Origin of the sequence: Candidatus Poriferisocius sp., from assembly GCF_965208475.1 — a bacterium.
Classification (GTDB): Bacteria; Actinomycetota; Acidimicrobiia; order Acidimicrobiales; family Bin134; genus Poriferisocius.
Genome location: NZ_OZ242338.1, coordinates 1,128,129 through 1,154,828, shown reverse-complemented (window position 1 = coordinate 1,154,828; position 26,700 = coordinate 1,128,129). Strand labels below are relative to the sequence as shown.

At 66.2% G+C, this 26,700-nt stretch carries 26 protein-coding genes and 1 tRNA gene; 19 read left to right on the top strand and 8 right to left on the bottom strand.

Going from position 1 to position 26,700, the window contains the following annotated elements:
- Positions 1-35 precede the first annotated feature (35 nt).
- From trpE to fabZ, 8 genes are all read left to right on the top strand, one after another.
- Entirely contained in the window at positions 36-1,547 is a 1,512-nt protein-coding gene (gene trpE / locus ACOGXA_RS05390; protein WP_419926254.1) for an anthranilate synthase component I, read from the top strand.
- A 10-nt stretch (positions 1,548-1,557) separates the two neighbouring features.
- Entirely contained in the window at positions 1,558-2,409 is an 852-nt protein-coding gene (locus ACOGXA_RS05385) for a YgfZ/GcvT domain-containing protein (RefSeq protein ID WP_419926253.1), read from the top strand.
- Between the two features lie 51 nt (positions 2,410-2,460).
- Positions 2,461-3,144 carry a phosphoribosylanthranilate isomerase gene (locus ACOGXA_RS05380; protein WP_419926252.1) on the top strand — a complete coding sequence of 228 codons (684 nt, stop codon included), beginning with the start codon at positions 2,461-2,463 and terminating at the stop codon, positions 3,142-3,144.
- A complete protein-coding gene (trpB, locus tag ACOGXA_RS05375; RefSeq protein ID WP_419926251.1) occupies positions 3,141-4,307 on the top strand; it encodes a tryptophan synthase subunit beta in 1,167 nt (388 codons plus the stop codon). Before ACOGXA_RS05380 ends, trpB begins: the two co-directional genes overlap by 4 nt.
- Entirely contained in the window at positions 4,304-5,083 is a 780-nt protein-coding gene (gene trpA, locus ACOGXA_RS05370) for a tryptophan synthase subunit alpha (RefSeq protein WP_419926250.1), read from the top strand. The genes trpB and trpA overlap by 4 nt, the downstream gene beginning before the upstream one ends.
- 105 nt (positions 5,084-5,188) lie before the next feature.
- On the top strand, positions 5,189-5,467 hold the full coding sequence (locus ACOGXA_RS05365; RefSeq protein WP_419926249.1) for an HU family DNA-binding protein: 279 nt from the start codon (positions 5,189-5,191) through the stop codon (positions 5,465-5,467).
- A 17-nt stretch (positions 5,468-5,484) separates the two neighbouring features.
- Positions 5,485-5,949, top strand: a complete 465-nt coding sequence (gene bcp, locus ACOGXA_RS05360; RefSeq protein WP_419926248.1) for a thioredoxin-dependent thiol peroxidase — start codon at positions 5,485-5,487, stop codon at positions 5,947-5,949.
- A gap of 18 nt (positions 5,950-5,967) precedes the next feature.
- Positions 5,968-6,390, top strand: a complete 423-nt coding sequence (gene fabZ / locus ACOGXA_RS05355) for a 3-hydroxyacyl-ACP dehydratase FabZ (RefSeq protein ID WP_419926247.1) — start codon at positions 5,968-5,970, stop codon at positions 6,388-6,390.
- A gap of 24 nt (positions 6,391-6,414) precedes the next feature.
- On the opposite strand, the gene ACOGXA_RS05350 is transcribed toward fabZ, so the two are convergent.
- The 5 genes from ACOGXA_RS05350 to fabD form a co-directional block, all read right to left on the bottom strand.
- The gene (locus ACOGXA_RS05350) at positions 6,415-7,596 is read right to left on the bottom strand and encodes a beta-ketoacyl-[acyl-carrier-protein] synthase family protein (protein WP_419926246.1); all 1,182 of its coding nucleotides are present in this window, start codon (positions 7,594-7,596) and stop codon (positions 6,415-6,417) included.
- 55 nt (positions 7,597-7,651) lie between these two features.
- The gene (gene acpP / locus ACOGXA_RS05345; RefSeq protein ID WP_419926245.1) at positions 7,652-7,891 is read right to left on the bottom strand and encodes an acyl carrier protein; all 240 of its coding nucleotides are present in this window, start codon (positions 7,889-7,891) and stop codon (positions 7,652-7,654) included.
- Between the two features lie 68 nt (positions 7,892-7,959).
- Positions 7,960-8,682: a 3-oxoacyl-[acyl-carrier-protein] reductase gene (gene fabG, locus ACOGXA_RS05340; protein WP_419926244.1), complete on the bottom strand. Its 723-nt coding sequence runs from the start codon at positions 8,680-8,682 to the stop codon at positions 7,960-7,962.
- Positions 8,679-9,611 (bottom strand): beta-ketoacyl-ACP synthase III, encoded by a 933-nt coding sequence (locus tag ACOGXA_RS05335; protein ID WP_419926243.1) that lies wholly within the window; start codon positions 9,609-9,611, stop codon positions 8,679-8,681. The genes fabG and ACOGXA_RS05335 overlap by 4 nt, the downstream gene beginning before the upstream one ends.
- Before the next feature lie 12 nt (positions 9,612-9,623).
- Entirely contained in the window at positions 9,624-10,799 is a 1,176-nt protein-coding gene (gene fabD, locus ACOGXA_RS05330; RefSeq protein ID WP_419926242.1) for an ACP S-malonyltransferase, read from the bottom strand.
- Positions 10,800-10,961: 162 nt separating this feature from the next.
- Here fabD and ACOGXA_RS05325 point away from each other — a divergent pair.
- From ACOGXA_RS05325 to ACOGXA_RS05315, 3 genes are all read left to right on the top strand, one after another.
- Positions 10,962-11,048 (top strand) — tRNA-Leu (locus ACOGXA_RS05325).
- Between the two features lie 85 nt (positions 11,049-11,133).
- The gene (locus tag ACOGXA_RS05320) at positions 11,134-11,511 is read left to right on the top strand and encodes a hypothetical protein (protein ID WP_419926241.1); all 378 of its coding nucleotides are present in this window, start codon (positions 11,134-11,136) and stop codon (positions 11,509-11,511) included.
- A gap of 104 nt (positions 11,512-11,615) precedes the next feature.
- On the top strand, positions 11,616-11,978 hold the full coding sequence (locus ACOGXA_RS05315) for a DUF3800 domain-containing protein (RefSeq protein WP_419926240.1): 363 nt from the start codon (positions 11,616-11,618) through the stop codon (positions 11,976-11,978).
- Here the strand turns inward: ACOGXA_RS05315 and ACOGXA_RS05310 are convergent.
- Positions 11,959-12,156 carry a hypothetical protein gene (locus ACOGXA_RS05310; RefSeq protein WP_419927060.1) on the bottom strand — a complete coding sequence of 66 codons (198 nt, stop codon included), beginning with the start codon at positions 12,154-12,156 and terminating at the stop codon, positions 11,959-11,961. The two genes, ACOGXA_RS05315 and ACOGXA_RS05310, sit on opposite strands and share 20 nt — an antisense overlap.
- 9 nt (positions 12,157-12,165) lie before the next feature.
- Here ACOGXA_RS05310 and ACOGXA_RS05305 point away from each other — a divergent pair, with 9 nt between their 5' ends.
- The 4 genes from ACOGXA_RS05305 to ACOGXA_RS05290 all read left to right on the top strand — a co-directional run bounded on the left by ACOGXA_RS05305 (position 12,166) and on the right by ACOGXA_RS05290 (position 19,697).
- Positions 12,166-13,935 carry a uracil-xanthine permease family protein gene (locus ACOGXA_RS05305; protein ID WP_419926239.1) on the top strand — a complete coding sequence of 590 codons (1,770 nt, stop codon included), beginning with the start codon at positions 12,166-12,168 and terminating at the stop codon, positions 13,933-13,935.
- Between the two features lie 323 nt (positions 13,936-14,258).
- Complete coding sequence (locus tag ACOGXA_RS05300) at positions 14,259-17,294, top strand: choice-of-anchor R domain-containing protein (protein WP_419926238.1); 3,036 nt, start codon at positions 14,259-14,261, stop codon at positions 17,292-17,294.
- 209 nt (positions 17,295-17,503) lie between these two features.
- On the top strand, positions 17,504-19,075 hold the full coding sequence (locus ACOGXA_RS05295) for a carboxylesterase/lipase family protein (protein ID WP_419926237.1): 1,572 nt from the start codon (positions 17,504-17,506) through the stop codon (positions 19,073-19,075).
- Positions 19,076-19,085: 10 nt separating this feature from the next.
- A complete protein-coding gene (locus ACOGXA_RS05290; RefSeq protein ID WP_419926236.1) occupies positions 19,086-19,697 on the top strand; it encodes an NAD(P)-dependent oxidoreductase in 612 nt (203 codons plus the stop codon).
- 31 nt (positions 19,698-19,728) lie between these two features.
- On the opposite strand, the gene ppk2 is transcribed toward ACOGXA_RS05290, so the two are convergent.
- Entirely contained in the window at positions 19,729-20,574 is an 846-nt protein-coding gene (gene ppk2 / locus ACOGXA_RS05285) for a polyphosphate kinase 2 (protein ID WP_419926235.1), read from the bottom strand.
- Between the two features lie 167 nt (positions 20,575-20,741).
- Between ppk2 and ACOGXA_RS05280 the strand changes: the two genes are divergently transcribed.
- Positions 20,742-21,845: a metallophosphoesterase gene (locus tag ACOGXA_RS05280; protein ID WP_419926234.1), complete on the top strand. Its 1,104-nt coding sequence runs from the start codon at positions 20,742-20,744 to the stop codon at positions 21,843-21,845.
- Here the strand turns inward: ACOGXA_RS05280 and ACOGXA_RS05275 are convergent.
- Positions 21,842-22,942, bottom strand: a complete 1,101-nt coding sequence (locus ACOGXA_RS05275) for a hypothetical protein (RefSeq protein WP_419926233.1) — start codon at positions 22,940-22,942, stop codon at positions 21,842-21,844. The genes ACOGXA_RS05280 and ACOGXA_RS05275 overlap by 4 nt on opposite strands.
- 63 nt (positions 22,943-23,005) lie before the next feature.
- Between ACOGXA_RS05275 and ACOGXA_RS05270 the strand changes: the two genes are divergently transcribed.
- The 3 genes from ACOGXA_RS05270 to polA are packed head-to-tail and all read left to right on the top strand — an operon-like array spanning position 23,006 to position 26,646.
- Positions 23,006-23,296: a hypothetical protein gene (locus ACOGXA_RS05270; protein WP_419926232.1), complete on the top strand. Its 291-nt coding sequence runs from the start codon at positions 23,006-23,008 to the stop codon at positions 23,294-23,296.
- Entirely contained in the window at positions 23,289-23,939 is a 651-nt protein-coding gene (locus ACOGXA_RS05265) for an ANTAR domain-containing response regulator (RefSeq protein WP_419926231.1), read from the top strand. Before ACOGXA_RS05270 ends, ACOGXA_RS05265 begins: the two co-directional genes overlap by 8 nt.
- Positions 23,932-26,646, top strand: coding sequence for a DNA polymerase I (gene polA, locus ACOGXA_RS05260; RefSeq protein ID WP_419926230.1), 2,715 nt, complete (start codon positions 23,932-23,934; stop codon positions 26,644-26,646). Before ACOGXA_RS05265 ends, polA begins: the two co-directional genes overlap by 8 nt.
- Positions 26,647-26,700: the final 54 nt, after the last annotated feature.

Below are 26,700 nucleotides of genomic sequence, written 5' to 3'. Positions count from 1 at the left end.
CTCGGAGTTCCCGCCATCCCGGTAACGCAGACGGCATGTCGGTGATCAGCCCGGATCGCCGGGAGTTCCACCGGCTGGCCGCCGAGTGGACGGTGGTCCCCGTGTGGCGGGAGCTGGTGGCCGATCTCACCACCCCGGTGGCCGCCTTCGTGCGAACCGTGGGCCGCGAGCCAGGTTTCTTGCTGGAGTCGGTAGAGCACGGCGAGCGCTGGAGCCGCTTCTCCTTCATCGGACGACGGCCTCTCGGCACGCTGGTTGCCCGCGGTCGTCGAGTTGCCGCCACCGGCCAATTTCCTGAGGGTACCCCTCTCGACCAGGGGATTCTGGCGGCCGTCGAGCATATCTTGGCGCAGTGGCGCTCCCCGGCAATCAAGGAGCTGCCTCCGCTGCACGGCGGCCTCATGGGATATCTGGGCTACGACGTGGTGAGGGAGGTGGAACATCTGCCCAACGTGCCCCACGACGACCAGGGACTGCCCGACGCGGTGCTGTCGGTGATCGGGGAGTTGGCGGTGTTCGACCACTGGCGCCAGCGGGTAACCCTTATCGAGAACGTGATCATCCCCCCCGGCGCATCATCGGCTGAGATCGACGGCGCCTATGACCGGGCCGCTGCCTCTCTTGAGAAGCTGGCCGCCGACGGCGCCCGCCCAGTGGCCGAGCCGCTGCTGGAATCCCCAGAGGAAGAAGGGGAGCTGCCTGAGGTGGTGTCCAGCATGGGCGCCCAGAATTACTGCGACGCGGTGGAGGCCGCCAAGGAGCACATCCTCGCCGGGGACATCTTCCAGGTGGTGCTGGCCCAGCGATACGACTTCGACCTGCAAGCCGAGCCGTTCGACGTGTACCGCTCGCTGCGCCAGGTGAATCCCAGCCCCTACATGTACTTCGTGCGCCTGCCCCAGGTGTCGCTGGTGGGATGCTCGCCGGAGCCGATGGTGCAGCTTCTCGACGGGCGGGTCATTTCCCGGCCGATTGCCGGCACTCGCCGCCGGGGCCGCACCGACGCGGAGGAGCGCCGCATGGCCGCCGAGCTGTCCGAGCACCCCAAGGAGGCAGCCGAGCACATCATGCTCTTGGACTTGGCCCGCAACGATGTTGGCCGGGTGGTGGCCTTCGGCTCTGAGACGGTGGACGAGATGATGACTCTGGAGCGCTACAGCCACGTAATGCACCTGACATCACAGGTATCGGGCGATCTGGCCCCCGGGCGCACTCCGGTGGACGTGCTGCGGGCCACTCTGCCCGCGGGCACGGTGTCGGGCGCGCCCAAGGTGCGGGCCATGGAGATCATCGACGACTTGGAACCGGTGAAGCGGGGCCCCTATGCCGGAGTGGTCGGCTATATGGACTTCTCGGGGAACATCGACACCGCCATCGCCATCCGCACCATGGTCATCCAGGGGGGCAGGGCATCGGTGCAGGCCGGCGCCGGCATAGTGGCCGACAGCATCCCCGAACAAGAAGACCTGGAGTGCCGCAACAAAGCCCGGGCCCTGCTTCTGGCCGTGCCCGCCGCCCGGCGGATGAGCCGGAGCCGGCCATCATGATCGGTGCGGCGTGACCAGGCCCGCGGACCGGTTGGCCGCGGTCGGCGCCTGCCCCGCAGAGCGAGGGGTGCTGGCCGTGTCCGGGCCCGATGCCGAAGATTTCTTGCAGGGCCAGCTCAGCCAGGATGTGGCCGCGTTGGCCGAAGGCCAGTCGGCCTGGTCGCTGATCCTTCAACCCCAGGGGCGCATCGACGCCTTCGTGAGGGTCACCCGGCAGGCCCCCGACCGGTTCGTCTTGGACACCGACGGCCCGCTGGGACAGGTGGTCGCCCGGCTGAAGCGCTTCATGCTGCGCACCGATGTGACCCTGGCGCCGCTGGACTGGCAGTGCATCGCGGTGCGCGGGCCGGGCGCGACCGGCGCGGCCGTCTCCGGGGAGATCGTCGCCCCGGTTCCCGCTGGCGGCGTCGATGTGCTCGGTGTTGCCCCCGCGGTGGCCGAGGATGTTCCCAGAATCGACCGGGAAACCCTGGAGGTGCATCGGATCAGGGCGGGGTTCCCCCGCATGGGGGTGGACATCGACGACCGCACCATCCCCGCCGAGGCCGAGGTGGTTTCCTTCACGGTGAGCTTCACCAAGGGGTGCTTCACCGGTCAAGAGCTGGTCGCCCGCATGGACTCCAGGGGCAGCACCGCTCCTCGCTACCTGCGGCTGTTGACCGTCGAAGGCCGGGTTGACCTGCCCGGCGGAGAACCCATCACCGTCGCCGACGGCACCGATATCGGGACTGTCACCAGCGCGGCCTGGGACGCGGCCGCCGGATCCACCGTGGCCCTGGGCTACATCAGGCGCTCCGTGGAGATGCCCGCTGTGGTGCAGGTGGCCGGCTGCTCGGCCCAGGCAGCAGCCGTCCCCCGCTGATCGGGCACAGAACCCATCCATTGGGATATTGAGCCGGTAGTTTTGGGAGCAGTGTTCATCAAGATCTGCGGTATCACCACGGCCGACGATGCCCTGCTGGCCACCGCTCTGGGCGCCGACGCGTTGGGATTCATCATGGCCCCGTCGACCCGCCAGATCGCCCCGCCCCGAGTGGAGGAGATCGTCCGCCGCATCCCGTCAGGCGTTCTCACTGTGGGCGTGTTCCGAGACGAAGCCCCCGGCCGGGTGATCGAGATCGTCAACCGCTGCGGCCTCGGCGCCGCCCAGCTTTCCGGCCGGGAGAGCGTGGAGGACACTCGCCTGATCCGAGAGGATGTGCCCGCGGTGATCAAGGCCTTCGCCGGCGGCAGCCCAGCCCTGTCTGCGGCCGACCGGTACGGCGCCGACATCGTGATGGTGGACTCCGACACCCCGGGGTCGGGCCAGGTGTTCGACTGGTCGTTGGCCGAGGGGGCCCCCGGCGGCATCAGGCTGCTTATGGCCGGTGGGCTCACCCCCGAGAACGTGGCCACGGCAATTGCCAAAGTCCGTCCCTGGGGGGTGGATGTGGCCACCGGGGTGGAGATGTCGCCGGGCCGCAAAGATCCGGCCCTGCTACGGGCCTTCATCAGCGCCGCCCGAGGGGTCGAGCCGGCCCACCCCGACCCGGCCGAACAGGCGGTCGATGAATACGCCCCCTACGACTGGCGGGAGGAGGAACCGCGGTGGCAATGACCGAGCCCGTTGGCGGTCGGTTCGGGGAATTCGGGGGGCGGTTCGTCCCCGAGACCTTGGTGCCGGCCTGCGAGGAGCTTGAGGCTGCGTTCCGATCGGCCTGGGCTGACGAGGGCTTTCGAGGCGAGCTGAACCGGCTGCTGGCCGACTACGCCGGCCGCCCGTCTCCGCTCACCGAGTGCCACCGCCTGTCTGGGGAACTCGGATTGCGCCTGCTGCTGAAGCGGGAAGACCTGAACCACACCGGCTCTCACAAGATAAACAACGTGCTAGGCCAGGCTCTGCTGGCCGTTCGCATGGGCAAGTCGCGACTGGTGGCCGAGACCGGCGCCGGGCAGCACGGCGTGGCCACTGCTACCGCCGCAGCCCTGTTGGGCCTGGAGTGCGTGGTGTACATGGGCGAGGTGGACATGGAGCGCCAAGCCCTCAACGTGTTTCGCATGCAACTGCTTGGCGCTGAGGTGCGGTCGGCGCTGTCGGGCAGCCGAACGCTGAAGGACGCCATCAACGAGGCCATGCGCGACTGGGTGGCCACCGTGGAGAGCTCCCACTACTGCCTGGGCTCGGTGATGGGGCCCCATCCCTATCCATGGATGGTGCGGGAACTGCATCGGGTGATCGGATCCGAAGCCCGCGAGCAGTGCCGCGGGCTGCTGGGGGCCGATCCCGACGTGGTCACCGCCTGTGTGGGCGGGGGCAGCAACGCCATAGGGATCTTCAGCGGCTTCGTCGACGGCGATGCCGCACTGGTGGGGGTGGAGCCGGCCGGGGGAGCGGCCATCGGCCGGGGCGTGCCCGGCGTCGTCCACGGGTCCAAGTCGTTTCTGATGCAAGACGAGCACGGCCAGGTTTTGGAGGCCGAATCGATCTCCGCCGGACTCGACTATCCCGGCATCGGCCCGGAGCATTCCCATCTGGCGGCCATCGGCCGGGCCCGCTATGAAACTGTCACCGACGACGAGGTGGTGAGGGCGTTCGAGCTGCTATCGCGCTCTGAGGGAATCATCCCCGCGCTGGAGCCGGCCCATGCCCTGGCCTGGGTGTCGCGGGCCCGAGAAGAGCTGGCCGGCCAGTCGGTGCTGTTGAACCTCAGCGGGCGGGGCGACAAGGACGTCGACCAGATGATGGGCCGGCTGGTGGTCAACGGCGGGCGAGCTGGGTGAGCGCCGGCATGGGGCCCTTGGAGGCTGCGCTGCGGGCCCGCCGATCCCGCGGCGGCAAGGCGCTGGTTCCCTATCTCACCGGAGGGCTGGGCAACTGGCAGAGCGCTTTGGCCGCAGCCGCCGACGCGGGGGCCGACGCGGTGGAGGTGGGCATCCCGTTCTCCGACCCGGTGATGGACGGACCGGTCATCCAGGAGGCCAACGACCGGGCGCTGGCGGCCGGGACCACCCCGCGGGGCGTGCTCGACGCCCTTGGCCGCCTCGACATCGGCGTGCCGCTGGCGGTCATGACCTACTACAACATCGCCTTTCGCTTCGGACTGGAGAGGTTCGCCTCTGTTCTCGCCCAACAAGGGGTGGCCGCGGCCATCTTGCCCGATCTCCCCTTGGAAGAGGCAGGGCCGTGGACTGAAGCGGCCGATGCCGCTGGGGTGGAGACCGTGCTGTTGGCCGCACCCACCGCCTCCGAGGAGCGGCTCAGCCGAATCTGCCGCCGGACGAGGGGATTCGTCTACGGAGTGGGGCTTTTGGGGGTGACTGGGGTGCGCGACGAGCTGGCATCGTCAGCGATGGTCATGGCCGAAAGGCTCAAGCAGGCAACCGACGTGCCTGTGCTGGTGGGCGTGGGGGTGGGCACTCCCGAACAGGCCGGGGAGGTATGCCGCGTGGCCGACGGCGCAGTGGTGGGTTCCGCAGTGGTTCGCCGGATGCTCGACGACCAGGGGCCGACGGCCGTAGGCGAGCTGATCGGGCGATTTCGCAGAGCCCTGGATTGAGCCTGAAGAACTTTGCATTTCCCGCGTGGGCTGCTTGACTCTGAGGACTTTGCGTCCAAAGCCGTAAGAATTACAATTCTGTGATTCACTATCGAGGAGGATTCCATGAACAAGTCTGAGTTGGTCAGCGCCATCAGCGATCGCACCGGCGAGAGCAAGAGCACGGTGGAGTCGGTGCTCAACAGCCTGGAGAAGACGGTCACCGAGCAGGTGATCTTGGGCGAGAAGGTGGCTATCACCGGATTCGTGTCGTTCGAGCAGACATCGCGCGGGGCCCGCAAGGGTCGGAACCCCCGAACTGGCGAGAGCATCGAGATCGCGGCGGCCAGAGGCTGCAAGGTCAGCGCCGGCGCCCGGCTGAAGGCGGCGGTCAAGGGCACCTGATCCGCTAGGTTTGCCCCATGGCTGATTGGCTGTTGTCACCCGGTGATCCTGCGCCGGCGTTCACTTTGACGGATCAGAACGGCGATGCTGTGTCGCTGGGCGACTTCGCGGGACAGAGATTGGCGGTTTTCTTCTACCCGAAGGCCCTCACGCCTGGTTGAACCACCCAGGCAATCGGCGTGCGTGACATCGCCGCAGAGAGAGGCATAGCCGCGGTGGGCATCAGCGGGGACAAGCCCGGCCGCCAGAAGCGGTTCGATGAGAAGTGCGGTCTCGGCTACACCCTGTTGTCGGATCCCGCCCATGAGGCCGCCGAGGCCTTCGGCGTGTGGCGGGAGAAGAAGATGTACGGCAAGACCTACCTGGGCGTCGTACGCTCGGCTTTTCTGATAGGGGCCGACGGCCGCATCGAGCATGCCTGGTACAAGATCAGCCCCAAAGACACTCCCGCCAAGCTGGCCGCAGCGCTGCCAGAGGAATAGCGGAACAAGAGCGTCTCCATGAGGCCTCCGGCCGAGGTTCTCCCGCACCGTCCCCCGTTCCTGTTCCTGGACGAGGTCGTCGCCATGGTGGCCGGGGAGCGGGCCGAGGGCTACTGGCAGCTCACCGGCGAGGAGCCGTTCTTTGCCGGGCACTTCCCCGGCCGTCCTACCCTTCCCGGCGTTCTGATGGCCGAGGCCATTGCCCAGCTCGGGGCCTACATCGTGCTCCACGACACGCGGTTCGCCGACAAGCTGCCCCTGTTCGGCGGCCTCGACGGCGCCCGTTTCCGCCGCCAGGTCACCCCCGGCGATCGCCTGGACCTCGAGGTGGAGATGACCCGTCTGTCGGCCCGTGGGGGCCGGGGGGTGGGAAAGGCGTCGGTGAGCGGCGAGTTGGCCTGCCAGTGCGAACTGCTGTTCGTAGTGGTGGATCCCGGCTGATAGAGGTCGATCAGCGGTCTCGGGTCATGCAGGAGGGGGCCCGATGACGATGGTCCCGTTGTGCCCGCCGAAGCCGAAGGAGTTGGACAGAGACGGCCCGGGAGTCCACGGCGCCGGTGTTCCGGCCACGATCTGGATGGGCGCCATGTCGGGGTCGGGGGTCTCATACCCGTAGGTGGGGGGGACAAGCCCGTGCTTCATGGCCAACAGCACGGCCACCGCCTCGATGGCGCCCGCCGCGCCCAAAGCATGACCGGTGACTCCCTTGGTCGAGGTGACCAGCGGCCCCGGGGTGCCGAACACCTTCTGGATGGCCTCGGCTTCGGCGGCGTCGTTCAGCGGGGTGGAGGTGCCGTGGGCGTTGATGTGGGCGATGTCTCCAGGCTCCAGGCCGGCATCAGCCAGGGCCAGTTCCATGCACCGCACCGCGCCGGCCCCCCCCGGTGACGGGGCGGTGATGTGGTAGGCGTCGGCCGTGCTGGCCCCGCCCAAGATCTCGCCCAGAATGGCCGCCCCCCGGCTGCGGGCCGTCTCCAGTTCTTCCAGCACCAGCACTGCCGCACCCTCGGCCTGGATGAACCCGTCTCGTTCCAAGTCGAACGGGCGGCTGATGTGGCATCTGGAGACCGCGGTCATGTTCTTGAAGGTGGCCTCGCCGGTTGCGGAGTTGGAGGCCTCGCTGCCGCCGGTGATGACCGCGTCGCAGCGATTGGCGCGGATCAACATGGCGGCGTTGGCAATCGACTGGGTGCCGGCCGCGCACGCGGTGACCGTGTTCTCGCACGGCCCCGAGTAGCCGTAGCGCATTGAGATGGCCGCCGACGCGGCGTTGGCCATCAGCATGGGCACCAGAAACGGGGAAACCCGGCGCTCGCCCTTCTCTATGCGGACCTGGATCTGATCCTCCAGTGTCCGAAGGCCGCCTACGCCGGTTCCCACCCACACGCCGATCCGGTCGGGATCGGCGCTGAGCTCGCCGGATTGCTCCAGCGCCTCTGCGGTCGCGGCCAGGGACATCTGGGCGAATCGGTCGGTTCGGCGGGCATCTTTGGGGCTGTCGAAATGGGGGAGGGGGTCGAAGTGGTCCATCACCCGTCGGCCCTCGGCGGGGGCCTCCAGCAGTCCCTGCCAAAAGGCGTCGCGACCGAGTCCGGGCCAGGCCAAGACGCCCATGCCGGTGACCGCGACCCGGCGCGGGGAAGTCATCGGCCGATGCCCTTCAGCCGGAGGCCGGTACTGGTCTCGTCGGATGGCTGTGGGGTCATCCCAGTTTGACGGTCACCAAGTCGAAGGCCTGGCCCACGGTCTCGATGCCCTCTAGCTCTTCTTCGTCGATGGCGATGTCGAATTCCTCTTCGAGCGCCATGACCAACTCGACCAAGTCGAGGCTGTCCGAGTCCAAGTCGTCGGCGAAGCTGGCCTCGGGGGTGACCTGGCCGGCCTCCACCGAGAGCACCTCCATGGTGCAGTTCTGGAAACGGGTGAAGTTGTCGTCGCTCACGCTGATTCTTCTCCTAGTCGTGGACGTTGAAGTCCTTGGACGGGGTCGATCGTGTGTTGTACGGGCATTTATCCTCCCATGCCCAAGCCTCCGTCTACCGGAATTACCGCCCCGGTGACATATCCGGCGGCATCGGAGGCCAGAAATGAGATGGCGGCAGCCACTTCGGCGGGATCGCCCAACCGCCCGAGGGGCACCGCTTCAATGATGGCCGAGCGGCGATCCTCGTCCAATTCGTTGAGCATGTCGGTGCCCACTGGGCCGGGCGCCACCACGTTGACGGTGATGTTCCGGCTGGCCAGCTCCTTGGCCAGCGATCGGCCCAGACCGATTAGCCCGGCTTTGGATGCGGCGTAGTTGGCCTGGCCGGCCTGTCCCATAATCCCCACCACCGACGACACGAACACGATGCGCCCCCAGCGTTTGCGCATCATCGACCGGGCCGCCCGTTTGGCCACCCGGTAGCCCGCGGTCAGGTTGGCGTCGATCACCTCGGTGAAGTCGTTCTCGCTCATGCGCATCACCAGCTTGTCCCGGGTGATGCCCGCATTCGATACGAGCACTTCGACGGGCCCCAGTTGTTCTTCGATCTCGGTGAAGGCGGCGTCGATCTGGCTCTCGTCTGTTACATCGCAGTGTACGCCCAGCAGATCGACCTGGCCGTTGGCCGATGGGCGTCCGCTGCGGTAGGTCACGGCCACCCGGTGGCCGTCTTCGGCCAAGTCGATGGCGGTGGCCAACCCGATGCCCCGGTTCCCCCCGGTAACCAGGACGACCCTGGATGTGCTCACTGGCCCCAGCGTAGCAGCGCGGCGGCCACGCTCATGCCCGCGCCGAAGCCCACGAGCAGCACCAGGTCGCCGTCTTGGATGCTGCCCTTGCAAACGGCCGAGTCCATGGCCAGAGGGATCGACGCAGAGGAGGTGTTGCCGGTGGACTCGAGCACGGTGGCCGCCCTCTCCAAGGGGATGCCCAGGCGTTTCATGGCGCTCTCTATGATTCGGGCGTTGGCCTGGTGGGGCACGACTGCGTCCACCTCGGATGCCTCCATCCCAGCGTCGGCCAGCACCCGCCTGCTGGCTGAGACCATGACCCGCACTGCTTGGCGGAACACCTCTTTGCCGTCCATGCGGATGAAGAGGTCGCTGAAGTCGCATGTCAAAAGGTCGGCGAAACGGCCTTCGGAGCCCATGTAGGTGCTGAGCACCCCCCGGTCGTCGCGGCTGGTCGGCTGCATGACCACCGCACCGGCGCCGTCGCCGAACAAGATGGCGGTGGAGCGGTCGTCCCAGTCGGTGAACCGGCTGAGGGTGTCCACCCCCACCACCAGCACCCGCTCCATGCCGGCGGCAATCTGGGATTGGGCCAGAGAGATCCCGTAAGTGAAGCCAGAGCAGGCGGCGTTCAGGTCGAATGCGCCGCACGTTGCCCCCAGCTCATTCTGTATGCGGTTGGACACCGCGGGGAACACTTGGTCGGGGGTGCAGGTGGAGCAGATGATCAGGTCGAGGTCGGTGGCGTCGATCTCGGCCTGCTTCAGGGCGATCTTGGCGGCTTGGCCTCCCAGCTCCAGGCAGCTGCCCCCTATCCGGCGCTCGTGGATGCCCGTCCGCTCCACGATCCACTCATCGGTGGTGTCGAGGGTTTTCGCCAAGTCGTGGTTGGTCACCACCTTGTGGCCCTTCGCGGTGCCCAGGCCGGAAATGGCCGCCCTTGTCATCAGTCCTGTCTCCTAGCTGGTCCGCAGCCAGGCGATGGGTTGGCTGGCGGTTACCCGCTCGCCGGCCACGGCCAGAAATCCCATGATCACACCGCCCCAGGGGGTGCGGACCTCGGTGTCGCCCACTTGCCCCAAGAGCTTTCCGGCGGGCACGGCGGCGCTCACAAGATCGTCATCGGTGGGTTGGAACACTCCGGCAGCGGGGCTCACCACCAGCCGCTCGGTGGCGAACAGGGCCTCGCCCTCCAGCGGGCCCGCGGCGGCCACCGGCGGCCCGGCTAGGGCCTCCAACACCGCGTCGATTTCGGCGGGGGCGCTCACCTTGAGCGGCTGGCATTCCTTGGCGGTTCTCTTGACCGTGCCGGTGAGCACTGCTCCCGGCCCCAACTCCACGAACGTGGTGTACCCGGCATCGCACATGTTGTGGACCGACTGACGCCACCGCACCGGGCTGGTCAACTGCAAGCTCAGCAGGTCGGCCCAGGCGTGGGCGCCGGTGTGGGCGGAGGCGTCCACGTTGGCATACACCGGATGGTCGGGAATCCGGAACTCGGTCTTGTCCACCGCTTTGGCCAGCCGGTCGCGAGCCGACGACATGAAGGGCGTGTGGAAAGCGCCGCCCACTGGCAGAGGCATGACCCGCTTGGCGCCGAGCTCTTTGGCGATGGCCCCGGCCGCCTCCACCATGGGAGGGGACCCGGCGATCACCACCTGCCCGGGGGCGTTGAAGTTGGCCACCCACACGTCTCCGTCGGCCTGAACGCAGGCCTGCTCCACCAGGTCGTCGTCGAGGCCCATGACCGCGGCCATGGTGCCGTCCTGCTCCTCGGCGGCAACCTGCATGGCCTCGCCGCGCTCGGTCACCAAGCGGACGCCGTCGACGAAGTCGACCACCCCAGCCGCCACCAGCGCGGAGTACTCGCCCAGGCTGTGTCCGGCATGGCCCGCGGTCTCGATGCCCACCCGGGTGATGGCGTCGAGGGCGATCATTGACGCTGTGAAGGTGGCTAGTTGGGAGTTGCGGGTGTGGCGCAATTCGTCGTCATCGGCGTCGAGCAGGAGACGGCCCACATCGCGCCCCGCTGCCTCAGAGGCCTCGGCCACCAACTCCCACGAGGGATGGTCGACCCATGCCGAACCCATGCCGGCCTTTTGGGATCCCTGGCCGGGATAGGTGAAACAGATCATCAGGGGTCAGACCTCTCAGACGGCAGTGGGGTTTCAACACTCTATGGGAGATAGGCGCTCAGACAAGATATCCGGCGAGGCTCCAGGGCCATGTGCTCTGTACACTTATCTTTCCTCAGCCAGCCCGCTGAGCAGCCCAGTGCCCTCCGCACTGGCCACCCCGCCCGGGTGGTGGAATTGGTAGACGCGCCGGACTCAAAATCCGGTTCCCGCAAGGGAGTGAGGGTTCGAATCCCTCCCCGGGCACCACTGTGATGTGTCAGGACATCGGAAACTTGTGAACCCACGGGTTGGGGTTTTTCAGGGTTGGTTTCGGGGTTGGTAGTCGCGTTCGGTGTTGACGGTGCGGGACCTTCCCGAGGCCATGTGTGATCCGCAGTTCCGCCATGGGCGGTTTCGGCCGGTGGTGCAGTTCATCATGGACTGGAACGACCAGCCGCAGCGGCGGGCGGAGATGCTGTGCGGAGGTGAGGCTCCCCCCGGCGGCACCCCTGGTGATCTGGCATTGGTGGCCGCAGTCGTGCACGGCTTGTGCGAGCGCGACGGGATCGGCGTCCCGGAGTGGGTTTTGTCACAGCGATTGGATTCTCCGGTGACGATGTCTGGGCGTCCGGCCGACTCTGATTGGGGGAGATGGGTAGTGTCTCAGGCGCCCCCGGTTTGCGAGGTGCACGGGGTGTTCTTCGAGGCCGATCTGCTCTCAGCCCGATGAGCGGGCCTGCCTCGGAGTCCTTCGACGCCGATTGAATAGGTGACTTGTATGTACTTTCGAGTGTAAGGTGCTCTTGGCGGAGAGGACCGTACCTATTCGGTTCCGTGAGCTTGCTCCTCTGCCGACAAAGCAGAACGTGCCCCGCCTCTGGCGGGGCACGAACGCGTAGGAGGGACTGGTGTATCTGTGCTTCGTTGACGAGTCTGGAACACACGGTGGAAGTCCTGTCTGATGTCCCAATGTTCGCCGATTCCCGAGCGTCTAGAGCTCTCCAGGCAGCAGATCTGGTCGCGTGTGCCTTGTACAGGTATTACTCAAAGCCAAGAGGAAGGAGGGATGAGCGCTACGTGCGGCGGCTTTGGTCTCAATTCGATGTGGACAACGGTCGGATGCGTGGGCTAATCCATGGCAGCGCCTACTTCAAGAGGTGCCAGTGCCCCGCATGTGTTAGTCGGCGGCAGGCATAATGTTGTACCTGGACTCTCGATGCGCATCGAAGGCATCTCTAATGATCGTTGCACGTGCCGGGTAATCGACAATCAGATTCGCTTCTATCTCGTTGAGGCGTTCTCGGAACACCTTCTCCATGATCTCGTCGATCGCGCTGGGCTCGTGACAGGACACCGGTTTCGACTCATCTGGCACTGTGCAAGCATGGGCACCGTGAGACAGGGCGACCCGGCAGAACAGCGCCACATCCGGTTTGAGCCCGACGACAGGCCGCCGCCAGCGCTGACTGTGGGAATGGGCCTCCAGTTTGCGGTGCTGACCATCGCGGGCATTGTGCTCACACCGGCGATCGTCATTCGAGCCGCGGGCGAAAGCGACTCGTACCTGACTTGGGCGGTGTTCGCGGCGGCCGCGGTCAGCGGTGTCAGCACAATTCTCCAGGCGGTGCGGTTTGGGCGCATCGGCGCCGGGTACGTGCTGCTCATGGGGACTTCGGGGGCGTTCATCGCCGTGTGCGTGACGGCGCTGGTCGAGGGAGGTCCCGGTTTGCTGGCGGTGCTGGTGGTGGCGTCGTCGCTGTTCCAGTTCCTGCTCGCCGCCGGACTCTCGCTGTTCAGGCGACTGGTCACGCCCGTAGTGGCCGGCACCGTGCTGATGCTCATTGCTGTGACCGTGATGCCGCTGATCTTCGACATGGTTAGGGCCTCACCGGAAGGCAAATCCGACTGGAGTGCGCCGACAAGCGCCCTCGTCACCATCTTGTTGGTAATCGTCATCGCGTTGAAGTCCTCCGGTGGCCTGCGCCTCTGGGCGCCGGTAATCGGCGTGGCGGCCGGCTCTATCGTGGCCGCCGCCTTCGGGCTTTACGACTTCGACAAGGTTGCCGACGCCGCCTGGATCGGCGTGCCCGACAGCGGATGGCCCGGCTTCGACTTCTCATTCGACTCGGCGTTCTGGGGCCTTTTGCCCGCGTTCGTATTGGTCACGATCATCGGTGCGGTCGAAACCATCGGCGACTCCGTGGCCATCCAGCGTGTGTCGTGGCGCAAGCCGCGAGCGGTGGACTACCGCGTCGTGCAGGGAGCGGTGGCCGCCGACGGCGCCGGCAATCTGCTGTCGGGGCTGGCCGGCACCGTGCCGAACACCACCTACTCAACGAGCGTCTCAATTGCCGAGCTGACCGGCGTCGCGGCGCGTCGCGTGGGTGTCGCCATCGGGGCCATATTCATCGTCTTCGCGTTCGTGCCCAAGTTCTTGGCGCTAGTGCTCGCTATCCCCGACGCGGTGGTCGCGGCTTACGTCACCGTTCTGATGGCGCTGCTGTTCGTGGTGGGTATGAAGATCGTGTCTGAAGAGGCCGCGGACTACCGCAAGGGACTGATCGCGGGCGTCGCATTCTGGCTCGGCGTCGGATTCCAGAACAGCCTGATCTTCCCGGAATACCTGGAGGGCTTCGCCGGTGGGTTCTTGGAGAACGGCATGACATCGGGCGGCCTCGTGGCCATCGTGCTGACGCTGTTCACAGAGGTCACCCAATCCCGCCGCCATCGGCTGCGCGCAAATCTGGCATTGCCGGAACTCCCCCGCATCCAAGAGTTCCTGAACGCCTTCGCAGCCCGCCACGGCTGGGGGACGCCGATGACGCAGAGGCTCGACGCGGTCGCCGAGGAGACACTGGTGACGCTGCTCGACGCCGAGCAGTCCGGAGACGCCCCAGACGACCGGGCGCTGCGCGTCACGGCCAGCAAGCAGGACGGATGGGCCGTGCTCGAGTTCGTGGCGGCGGCCCGGGGGGAGAACATCGAGGACCGGCTGGCTGTGCTCGACGAGCCGACGGCAGACAGGCCCGTCGAGCGCGACGTCTCATTGCGGCTACTTCAGCACTACGCGACGTCAGTCCTCCATCAGCAGTACCACGAACTCGAGATCGTCACCGTCCACGTCAACCCAGCCAGCGAACCGACCGAGAGTTAGCCCAGTTTCAGACCTGGGGTAGGGTTCTTGACCCCGCTTGTTCGGCATGTCGGATTGTGCCGTAGGCCATGGAGGCTCCGAGATAGCGTCGGAACCATGTTGGGAATGTGAGCCTCCACAGAATCCTGGCAGCCTGCGCAACACCCGGGGAGGTTCACTGGCGGACACTCGGTGATATGTGGTAACATATAGTCGTGTTGGTCGGGTCCTGGTCTTCTGGGCGTCAGCGAAAGGGTGAGGTCTTGTGAGTGGTTCGAAGGTTAATGTGAGTGGTTCGAAGGTAAAGGGGGGGGGGGGGGGGGGTTCTTAGGAGCCTCTTGACGGTGGCGGTGTTGGCTGCATTGCTGGTTCCGGTGCCGTTGTCGTCGGCTGGGGCGCAGTCGCCGACTGGGTCGGTGTTGGTGAGTAATTTGGGTCGGGGTAGTGTCAGTTTTCGCAATTTGATTCTCCACGATTTTGCTCAGGCGTTTACGACTGGCAGCAACTCGGCGGGTTACTCGTTGAGCAGTGTTGATGTGCATTTCGAGGGGTTGACGGATGCTGTTTGGGCTTCGAAGCTGGCAGTCACGGTGAATGCTGCTGCGTCCGGGAGTCCGGGCGCGGTTCTCGGGACTTTGACGCCGTCGTCAACCGGCACGTTCTCTACCGCCCAGAATTTGAGGTTCGCGGCGCCGGGGGGTGGTGTCGATCTTGCGGCGTACACCACTTATTTCGTTGTGTTGGATGTCACTGCTGGGTTCGGGCCCACTAGAAACGCGTTGCGGTCCACCTCGTCGACTGCCGAGGATGCCGGCGCGGCGGCGGGTTGGAGCATCGCCGACACGAGCCTGAACCGAACCCGTAGTAGTGGCGGTGCCTGGTCGGGCTATCAACAATCCCTCAAGATCGGTGTCAACGGCGTGGCGCTGGTTCCGTTGGTGTCTGCGCCGTCGGTGGTGTTTGTGGGTGAGGGTGAGACGGTGTCTGTGCGTTTGGATTTGGCTAAGGAGGTGACTGGCCGGGTGGAGGTGACGGCGTCGTCGTCTGATCCGTCGCGTTTTTTGGTGAATCATCCTGCGGTTTTGTATATGGGCCGCAAGTACGTGAATGTACACGACCGACGCGAAGGCGTTGAGGGCCATCAGGTGCAGGATGGTTATGTCTCGGGCCCTGGTCGTCTTGTTAGAAAGGGCACTATCACTCAGGTCGTGTATAGCGAGAGGCGTGAGCCGTCTGAGTCGATCAGTTTCGATTTCGGTGCTCGGGACTGGGCGGGCTATACGGATATTGACGAGCCTGCGCTGCACAAGGGCTATCGGGTGGTGGAGGTGACCGGTGTGGCTACTGGCGCGGACGGCCTGCCCGCGAATGGGCCTGACGCGAAGTTCCAGTTGTTGTTGTCGTCGTCTGACGCGTCGGTGGCGTTCGCGCCGATCACGGTGGTGGTGAAGCGCTCCCGGGGGTTGGATCCGGTGTTCAGCCCCGACCCGCGTTTCAGTTTCGGTTGTCGCGAGCGGGAGTGTCTGCGCGTCGATGAGGGCGGCACGGTGCAGTACACGGTGCGGAATTCCAACGTTCCGGCGGCGGGGTCGCCGTTGACGATCACCCCGGTGGGCGAGGGGCTGTCGTTCGACCCGCCGGTGGTGTCGTGGACTCACCGCGACCACGACGAGCCGCGCACGGTGACGGTGACCGCCGCTCACGACGGCGATGTGAGGTCCGAGACCCGCATCATCCGCCACGTGTTCAGCGAGAACTGGGACACGTCGGGGTCGCTGTCGAAGATCCTGCGGCGAAGCGAGTCCAAGGCCGAGGCGGAGTCGGACTTCAACATGGCGGTGCGGGTGGTCGACGACGACCTGAGGAGCTTCGATGCTGTGGGCGCCGATGGGGCGGTGATCGGTCAGGTCAGCGTGTTGAGCCGTGCGGGCGAGAGCCGTTCGGGGCTGGGAAGGTTCTGGCTCAGGGTCGGCGGGCCGCCCGACTGCACGACGGGCTACGGCCGGTCTGCGGGGTTGTGCTGGGATACGTTGCGCATCCGGCTGCGGACCGGCCGCCCGGACGGGTCGTGGGACAACGCGCCGGTGGCCGCGACGGTGCATCGCGCCGATCAGGCGGGCGCCGGTCCGTCGTCGTACACGAAGGTCGCGGGGCCCAGGCACTGGTTCGCGATGCATGTCAAGCCGGGCCACTGGGACAGGCTGTTGCGGGTCGATTTGACGCTGGACCCGGCGTTGTACGGTTCCACCGGCGCCTATGACATCTCGATGAGCCTGGAGCGCGACAACGGCGAGCCGTCAGCGCACCGCCAGGTCACAGTCAGCTACGGGCCGAACCTGGAGACCTCTCCCAGCGTCGACGACAACGCCCACCCGGTGTCCGACGGCGATCCGGTGCCCGACGACCAGCAGGCACCCCCCCACGACCAGGACCAGGCCGACCAGCAGCAGGCCGTCCCCGACGCGGACAGCGGCGGCGCGGGCATCTCGCCGGCGCTGGTCGCGGAGGTCGAAGCGCACATCGCGTCGTTCAGGGCGCGCCGCCACCAAGCAGGGGTGCGCGACTGGACTGCGGTGCTCGACCGGCTCGGGGGCCGCAGCGGCGGCATGAGCGACGAGGACATCGCGGCGTGGCTCGCCCGGTCGCGCCGTCACGGCTGGGCCGACGGCGTCGGCACGCTGCCCAAAGTGCAGGCAGCCCTCACCGCCCAGGCAGCCGCCCAAGCCCAGCAGCAGCAGGATCCCCCGCCGGTCGTAGTGCCTTCGGTGACCGTCAGCGCCGGCGGCGACGTCACCGAGGGCGACCCGGCGACGTTCACCGTCACCGCTGATGCTGCGCCGGCAGCGGACCTGGCTGTGACCGTCACGGTTGCTGCGTCGGGCGACTACGGCGTCGCTGCCGGCGCCCGCACCGTCACGATCCCCGCAGGCGCTACCGACAAGGTCCTGTCCGTGGCCACGACCGGCGACTCGGTCGACGAGGCTGACGGGTCGGTCACCGCGACCGTCGCCAACGGCGACGGCTACGACGTGGGCACCGCCAACTCGGCGACAGTGGTCGTCGCAGACGACGACGACCCGCCGCCGATCGCGCCCGACACCGGCACAGCCGACAGCGACACCGGCACAACCGGTTCGTATGCCGCGGATCCGCAGGTCGTCGCGGCGGTGCAGTACCTGGCGTCTCAGACCCACCACGGCTTCGCCCACGTCAACCGCTGGCAGCGGGCGCTCGCCGCGATCGGCGCACTGGATCCCGCCGACGTCGCCGGCGGCGCGCTCACCCTCGCCGAAGCGAGGCAGAACGCCCAGAGATACAGCAGCCCCGTGTGGGACCAGGTAGTCGCCGAGATCGAAGCCAAACAAGCCCACGACACATAGCAACAGCAGCCCCAACAGCAGGTGCCCCGACAACCACATCAGCCGCAGACGCGGCAGCCTGCCGGTACTGGTGGTGTGGTGGTCTGTGAGGGCAAGCCAACACCCCTAACCCTCATAAACAAACTCTCCACGATTAGGGGGGAATCTCCCATGTCGCGGTCTCCCATATAGTTCCGAAAGACCCCGGCGAGGACTGAAGGAGCGACTGGGTGGAACAGCACAGAACGGACATGGGGGGTGTTGTGGAGACGACGCATGGCCAGGTTCGGGGCAATGTTGTCGACACGCCCTATGGGGCGGTCCGGCAGTTCTTGGGGATTCCGTTTGGGAAGCCGCCGGTGGGGGAGTGGAGATTCTGCGCTCCTGAGGCGGTGGAGCCTTGGAGCGGCGTGCGGGAGGCTGTGTCGTTTGGGCCCGATCCTATTCAGTCGGTTGACGGGCCGTTCACCGGGATGATTCCGGGGACGAGCACGACCGCGGTGTCGGAGGACTGCTTGACCCTCAATCTGTGGGCGCCTTCGGAGGCTGAACCGGATTTGCCGGTTTTGGTGTGGATTTATGGTGGTGCATATTTGACTGGGGGAAGCTTATTCCCGCTCTACAACGGAGCGAGGTTGGCTGCCGAGCAGCAGGTGGTGGTGGCGTCGGTTAACTACCGGGTGGGGGCGCTGGGGTTCATGGACCTGCGCCAGATTCCGGGTGGCGAGGGCACTACGGCAAACTGCGGTCTCCACGACGTGCGGCTCGGGCTTGAATGGCTCGGGGCCAACGCGGCCCGCTTCGGCGGCGACCCGGCCACGCTTACCGCGTTCGGCGAGTCGGCGGGGGCGGGGTCGATCCTGCACCTGCTCGGCTCCCCCGACATCTCGTCAGTGCTGCGCCGGGCCATCATGCAGAGCCCCGGAGTCGAGATGACCCAAACGCCCGACACAGCGGCCGAGGTGGCCCGGGCCTTCATGGACCACGCCGGCGTAAGCGATGTCGCCGGGCTTCGGCAACTCAGCACCGAGGCGGTGGTGGCGGCTCAGTCGCAGACCGTGATGGGCCTTCTCGCCAAAGTCGGGCCGATGCCGTTCCACCCCGTAGTCGACGGATCGATCATCCCGGAGAAGCCCTTAGAACTGCTTGGCACCGGCGCAGTCACCGACATCGATGTGCTGCTCGGCGCGACAGCCCACGAGCTGCGCCTGTTCAAACAGGAACTGCCCGCCCAGAGCTCCGAGCAGATTCTGCATCGCACGGTGAGCGGCCATATGGCAGAGAGAACCGGCGCTGAGCCGACCGCAGCCGAAGTGGACGCGGTAGTAGGGGAGTATCGCCAAGGCGCCGCGGGCACTGCGTGGACATCGGATTCAGACGTCCTGACCGCCATCAACACCGATGTCTCCATGCGAGAGCCCATCCAGCGGATCGCCGACTTCCGGGTCGCCGCCGGAACCCTGACCTATATGTACGACTTCCGTTGGTGTTCGCAGGCCGATCCTGACATGGGGGCGTTCCACGCCATCGACCTGCCCTTCGTGTTCGATGGCTTCGGTGTGGACGGCTGGCGTGAGTTCATCGGTGCCGACGAAGCCGCCGAGGCGCTCGGCCGGGGCATGAGATCGGCGTGGGCCGCTTTTGCCCGCTCCGGCGATCCCTCCACATCCGAGCTCGGCCACTGGCCCAGTTACGAGCTCGACGAGCGGATGACGATGATCCTCGACTCGGACTCAACCCTGGCGTCCGACCCTCTATCGAGTGAGCGGGCCATGTGGCGGCCATCAGCCAGTGAGAATTGAAGGAGGACAGATGCGCGTCATCGTATTCGGAGCGACGGGCAAGACCGGGCGGCACATCTTGAGCCGTGCGCTAGAGCAAGGCCACGAGGTCACAGCCTTTGGGCGGTCCGTGGACAGGCTCGACGCAGAGTCGGGCCTGCGCCTTTCAAGAGGTGATGTGTTCGACTCCGACGTAGTCGAAAAGGCGGTTGCGGGCCACGATGCCGTCATCGTGAGCTTGGGCAGCACCGGCTTGCGGGACCGAACAACCCTTGCCGGTGGCACGGCGAATATCATCGATGCTGCGTGCAGCGGGAACATCAGGCGCCTCGTCGTTGTTTCCGCGGCAGGAGTGGGGGGCAGCTGGGCTCAGATTCCGTGGAGTTCGCGGCTGATGTTCAAGACCATGCTGCGCAATGTCTTTGCAGACCACCAGTCTCAGGAGGCCCTCGTTGAGCGGAGTTCTGCCAACTGGACGATTGTCCGCTCAGCCGTGCTGACTGACAAGCCGGCTACGGGTGCCGTCATCGCCGCCAATACAGGAGCGACGAAGCGCATCAGCCGGGCAGATCTTGCCGGTTTCCTCGTCGAACAACTCACCGACGATTCCTACATCCGGCAAGCGATTTCCATTACGTCGTAGCTTTCATTTCGCCCTGCGTCTTGGTCAAGGCTCAGTAGATCTCGGGGACGAAAGTCTGGTCCGTGATCGGCGGGCGCACGTAGCCGGTTCGGTCTTGGCGCTCGGGGAGCTCGACTTCCTCCCAGGGCACTTCCTCGTAGGGGATCATCGACAAGAGGTGCGAGATGCAGTTCAGCCGGGCCGCCTTCTTGGAGTCGGCGTTGACCACGTACCACGGCGCCTGCTTGATGTCGGTGTGGGCGAACAGTGTGTCTTTGGCCTTGGAGAACTTAACCCAGCGGGTGCGGCCCTCGATGTCTATCGGCGAGAGCTTCCAGCGCCTCATCGGATCGTTGATCCGATTGTGGAACCGGCGCTCTTGCTCCTCGTCGCTCACCGAGAACCAGTACTTGATCAATATGATCCCCGACCGCACCAGCATCCGCTCGAACTCGGGGCAGGATCGCAGAAACTCCTTGTACTCCTCCTCAGTGCAGAATCCCATCACCGGCTCCACCACCCCCCGGTTGTACCAACTGCGGTCGAACAGGATCATCTCGCCGGCGGTGGGCAACTCGGCCACATAGCGCTGGAACCACCACCCAGTCTTCTCCCGGTCGCTGGGCGTGCCCAGCGCCACCACCCGAACCACTCGGGGATTCGTCCGCTCGGCGATGCGCTTGATCACCCCGCCCTTGCCGGCCGCGTCGCGTCCTTCGAAGATCACCACCACCTTGAGGCCCTTGTGGCGGATCCAGCGCTGCAACCGCACCAACTCCTCCTGGAGGCGGGCCAGTTCGCGCTCGTAGTCCTTCTTCTTGATCCTCTGGCGCGGCTCGACAGACGGTGTGTCTGCTCCTGAGATTCCCAGAACGTCGTGGCCAGGTTCTGGACTCATGTCATGAGGGTAGTTCCAGCACCTTTTCCCGACAATAGGGCCAATTGATCGGGTCAGAAGCCGCAAGGGGAGACCCGACCAGCAATTCACGCGGCGGAGTCATATGATCCTGGTCGCGGGTGGGTCCACAGGGGGGGCGCAGGCAAGTCTTCTGGGGACCACAACAAGTGAACTATTACGTGATAGCCGCCGGCATGGTGGCCGGGGTGGCCATGGGTGCGGCTTCGGCCTATTGGATTCACCGGGGGGTCGGAACCGGCTGGGTTGTGCTGGGCGCGGCGGGTGTCGGCGTCGGCTGCACCATGGTCTTGACTGCGGTCGCTCTGGTTTTCACCGGACCAGACCACTTCATGGTCGTCCATGTCGTATATCTGGTTCTAGTGGTCGGCCTTCCGTTGGCCGGGGCGATCGTGCTGGCGTTTGGCCGCCCTTGCCCCGCGATCATCACCGCCCTCTGTCTCGTCTCGTTCGCGGCGATACCGGCCGGTGTCTACGCCACCCACATCGAGCCGTTTTGGCTGCGGGTGGATGCGGTGCAACTGACCGTCGAGGGCATCGGCGATGACATCCGCATCGGTGTGATCGCCGATCTTCAAACCACCTCCATCGGCAGCTATGAGAATGAGGCGATAGACCGCCTGATCTCCTTGGAGCCCGACATCGTCGTGTTCCCGGGAGACGTGCATCAGATCGAAACTGGTCAGTTCGATGAGCGGGCCCCGGAATTTACACAGCTGGTTGAGCGCCTAGTCAGCGCGGTGCCCACCGTCTATCTGGTGAACGGCCATTCCGACACTGTCTCCGACCTCTGGCGGATCACCCGGGGAACCGGCGCCAGGGTGCTCGACAACGAGATCGACACGTTTGAGATCAACGGCGCTGTCGTCCATCTTGCCGGAGTGTCGCTAGATGGCCGCGACTATGAGCCAGCGGCGCGACAGATCGCCGAGCGGATAACCGACCAGGATCTCCCTGGCGTGCGCATACTTCTCGCCCACGAGCCAGATGCGATCAAACTGCTTAATGGATCAACCGTGGATCTGCTTGTCTCGGGCCACACCCACGGCGGTCAGGTCGCGATCCCTTTCTTCGGCCCTCCAATCACTGCGTCCAGCGTGCCCCGGCAGGTCGCGGCCGGCGGGCTGCACGAACTGCACGGAACGCCGGTCTATGTGTCCACCGGGGTAGGCCGCGAGCGGGGCAATGCCCCTCAACTTCGGTTCGGTGTCCGCCCGACAATCGGAATCATCGACCTTGTTGCCAAGGGCTAGCTGGTCAATTCGGCCACGTCCATCACCCGGAGTGAGGGCGGGATGTCCTCCACCACCTGGTTGTAGCGCAGGCCCATGGTGCCGTGGCGGCGGTATGCCGTGTCGATCCAGTTGGCGAATCCAGGGTCGTCGTCGGCCACGATGATACGGGCCGTGCCGTCGGGCTCGTACACCGCGGTGTGCTTGTTGACCGTCACTTGAAGCCAGTCGTAGTCGAGCGACTCCTCCCAGATGTTGTTGAGCTGGAAGTTCCAGTAGTACGCGTCGATGGGCGGCACGTCGATCACCAGCGCTTGGCCGGGCTGAAGCGTCCAGTAGCCGTGGCGGAACAACTGGGTGGGGTCGCCCCAACCGCCGGGACCATCCCGCTTTGGAAGGAATTCGAGCGTGTTGGGCCGCTCCTGGAACATGTCCAGCCAGTCGACGAATCGCCGGGCGATGCCGTGTACCCCTAGCGCGGCCCGGGCGAGGCCGTTTGTCAGGCGTTGCGCGCTCAGCGGAGGAGGTAGTTCGTCGGGGCCGTTGAGGCACTCGATGTGGAGCTCGGAAGGCCGCTCGGCGGTGCGGTCGAGGTAGAAGTTGCGGATGGCGATCTGATTGCTATCGGGTGCCAGCCGGAGCCACCGCTGCCCGGGCTCGAGCTGCTCGGGTTCGCTGGCGCTGGCGATCACATCGACCTGCTCGCCCGGTTGGGGATCGTTGAACGCCAGAGCCCCTTGTCGGTCGGGCGGGGCCGACCCCATCCCAAAACCGCCCGAGAACGCGTTCAAGCTCAAGTAATTGACCGTGCCCCGCGGTCCGCGTATGCGGTAATCGTAGGACCCGCTTATGGGCACACCCTGGTAGAGGGCATCGGGGTTGTCGCAGCCGATCTTCACATTGTGGGGTATTGGCAAGATCTGGGTGTAGGCCGGGCCGTGGTTCTCCAGGCGCCCGAGCTCTCCTCGGGTGAGGCGTGTCAAGTAGCGGAAGCCCTCGAGCCGGTCGAGGTCGTCGGTGCTGTTGTCGAGGATGATCTGGCCGGCGTCCTTCAGGCTGTCGCAGAAACCGGCCCAGGCCTTGCCGCTCACCGCGTTGTCTCGGATCTCATCGCTCATAGGTGTGCTCCTTGTGTCGTCATGTCGGCTCAGCCGAGAAGAATCTAGCGATAGCATCGGCTCGTGACCCAGAGCAGGGTGGAACGCCGATTGTCAGATGTGGCCGACCGGTTGAAGCGGCTGAGAGCCGATCTCGAGGTTGCCGAGGAGCAGTGCCTTCATTTCGAGGATCTGGCCGACGATGCCCGTTTGCGGGCACTGGTCTCGGAGACCCCCGCCTCAGAGCGCCAGCATCGCGACGCCGCCCGCCAGGCGGAGACGATGGCCCGGCATCGGGCCCGGCTGCGCGAGGAGATCCATAGCCTGGAGGAGCAGCAGGACGATCTGCTGGACAGGTTCTACTCCGATGCCTGACCCGTCGGCCCAGACCGGCGCCCCTCAGCCGTCCGACCAGGTTCGCATCGTGCTGGCCGAAGACGAGGCCATCATCCGGCTCGACCTGCGAGAGACTCTGGAGGAGGAGGGATACCTCGTGGTGGGTGAGACTAGCCGGGGCGACCAAGTGCTGGACTTGGTGAGGGAGAAGCGTCCCGACGTGGCCATCCTCGACGTGAAGATGCCGGGGACCGACGGCATCACCGCAGCGGGCCAGATCCGCGACGAGCGGCTGTGCGCCGTGCTGCTGCTCACCGCCTTCAGCCAGCGCGACTTGATCGCCAGGGCCGCCGGCGCCGGGGCGCTGGCCTATCTGGTCAAGCCGTTCGAGCGGGCCGAGTTGGTGCCCGCGGTCGAGGTGGCCCTGGTGCGCTTCCGGGAGCTGGTGGCGCTCAATCACCAGGTGGAGCGGGCCGAAGCCCGGCTGGAGGCCCGCAAGGCCATCGATCGGGCCAAGGGGCGCCTCATGGACGTCTGCTCCATGTCGGAGGCCGACGCCTACAGCCTCATCCAGCACCGGGCCATGGGCGAGCGCCGGCCAATGGCCGATGTGGCCAACGAGATCATCGACATGAGCGCAGACCAATTGAAGGCGCTGAGTGGAGACAAGACCTATGGCTGAGCGAACAACGGTGATGCTGGTGGACGGCAACTCGCTGGCCTACCGGGCTTTCTTCGCCCTGCCCGAGGACATGGTTACCGCCAGCGGACAGGTGACCAACGCGGTGTACGGCTTCACCATGATGCTGTTTACCCTGCTGCGCGACCACCGCCCCGACCGGGTGGCGGTGGCATTCGACCGGCCCGAGCCCACCTTTCGCCACGAGCGGATTGCCAGCTACAAGGCCAATCGGCGGGAGACCCCCGAAACCCTGCGCCAGCAGATGGGGCTGGTCCGCAAGCTGGTGGACACTCTCCAGATCACTGCGGTGGAGCACGCCGGGGTGGAGGCCGACGACGTGATCGCCACGCTGGCCACCCAGGCCCGCGACCGGGGTGAGGACGTGATCGTGGTGACCGGCGACCGGGATGCCTACCAGCTGGTGGAGGATCCCCATGTGCGGGTGCTCTACAACAAGCGGGGAGTGTCGGACTACGCCCTCTACGACGAGGCCGGCATCGAGGAGCGCACCGGGGTGAGGCCGGCCGACTATGTGGCCTACGCCGCGCTGCGGGGTGACCCCTCCGACAACCTGCCCGGTGTGGACGGGGTGGGGGAGAAGACCGCGGCCAAGCTGATCAACTCCTACGGCGATATCGAAGAGCTGTATCGGCATGTGGAAGACCAGACGCCCAAACTCCAGGAGAACCTGGGCGCGGCCGAGGAGCGGGTGAGGCTGAACCTGGAACTGATGGAGCTGCTGCGAGACGTCCCCCTCGATGTGAGTGTGGGCGATCTGGATTTCGGCCGGCCCGATCCCGCCGAGGTCAAGGAGCTGTTCGACTTCTTGGAGTTCAGAAGGTTCGACGGCTTCGTGGCCGATGTGCTGAGCGTTGATCTGGGCTATGCCGACGGCAGCGCTGGGGTGCTGGAGGCCGAAGTCGAGACGGTGCCGACCGCCGAGGCCGCATTCGACACGCTCAGCCGTCTGGCTGCCGGCGGCGACCCGGTGGCGCTGGCCGCGGGCTGGGGCGACCCGGTAGATGAGCGCCAGCCCCATCGTCGCCGGCTGCTGGGCTTGGCGTTGGCCACCGACCGCGAGGGCGGCAAAGCAGTGTGGCTGTCGGCGGAGTTGCTGGAGTCTGCGGGGCTCACTGCGCTGGCTGAGTTCTTCGGTGCGGGCACCCCATTTTTCGCCCACGATGCCAAGCCGCTCGTCTTGTGGCTGCTGTCGCGGGGGGTCGATGCCGCGGGACTGGCCGTGGACACCAGGATCGCGGCCTATCTGCTGGACCCGGCCAGCGGTCGCTACGAGCTGGACGAGTTGCTGAGGTCCCGAACATCGTTGGAGCTTCCCGGACCCGGTCAGCCCGGTGAGGGCCAGCTGTTCGGCGACGATTCCGGGGACGCGCTGGCACCGTCGGTGCAGGCCGGCCTCCAGGCCCTGGCCGTGGCCCACCTGGCCGAGCCTCTGCGGGACGCGCTGGATGCCGAGGGCCTGCGCCTGCTCAACGACGACATGGAAGTGCCCCTGGTTCGGGTTCTGGCCCGGATGGAACACGTGGGCATCGGGGTTGACGTGGAGGGCCTCACCCGTTTGCGAGACCAACTGGCCTCCGATGCCGAGCGGCGCCGGGCTTCGGTGATCGACGCGGCCGGCGGGGGGAGCTTCAACGTGAACTCCCCCAAGCAGATCGGCGAGCTGCTGTTCGACAAGCTGGGGCTCGCCCCCCAGAAGAAGACCCCGGGCGGGGCCTACAGCACCGATGCCGCCACCCTGGAGAAGCTGCGGGGCGAACACCCGGTGGTGGACGAGTTGCTGGACTACCGGGAGGTCGAGAAGCTGCGGTCCACCTACGGCGAGGGGCTGGTGGCCGCGGTGGCCGCGGAGCCCGACAACCGCATCCGGGCCATGTTCAACCAGACGGTGGCCCGCACCGGGAGGCTCAGCTCCGACGCTCCCAACCTGCACAACATCCCGGTCCGCACCAAGACCGGCCGGGTTTTCCGGGAGGTCTTCGTGGCCGCCGCCGGCTGCGAGCTGCTGGTGGCCGACTACAACCAGATCGAGCTGCGCTGCATCGCCCATCTGGCCGAGGATCCCGGCCTGATCGGGGCCTTCGAGTCGGGCCAAGACATCCACACCTCCGTGGCCGCCCAGGTGTTCGGCATCGACCCCGAGGCGGTGGGGATCGAGGAGCGGTCCACCGCCAAGATGGTGTCCTACGGGTTGGCCTACGGCATGGAGGCCTACGGACTGGGCCAGCGGCTGAACGTCCCCACCGGAGAGGCCGCGGTGATCCTCGAAGCCTATTTCGAGGCGTTCCCCGCGCTGCGGGACTACATGGACAAGACGGTGGCCGAGGCCCGTGACCGGGGCTACACCGAGACCCTGTTCGGCCGGAGGCGCCGGATCCCCGAGATCAGCTCCTCCAACTTCCGGCTTCGCCAGGCCGCCGAGCGCCAGGCCATGAACGCGGGCATCCAGGGTTTGGCCGCCGACATATTCAAGGTGGCCTTGGTGAGGCTCGACCGCGCGCTGCAAGACCGGGGGCTCGAAAGCCGGATCATCCTCCAGGTACACGACGAAGTGATCTTGGAGGTTCCCGAGGGCGAGCACGACGTCGCGGCCGAGCTCACGGTGGCGACCATGGCCGGGGCCTGCCAGCTGAGAGTGCCCCTCGAGGTGCATCTGTCGTCCGGGCGCACCTGGGCCGACGCCAAATAGCCCAGAAGCAGGTAGATCGGCAGCGAGAAGTCGGGCAGCAAGTAGCCCGCCGGG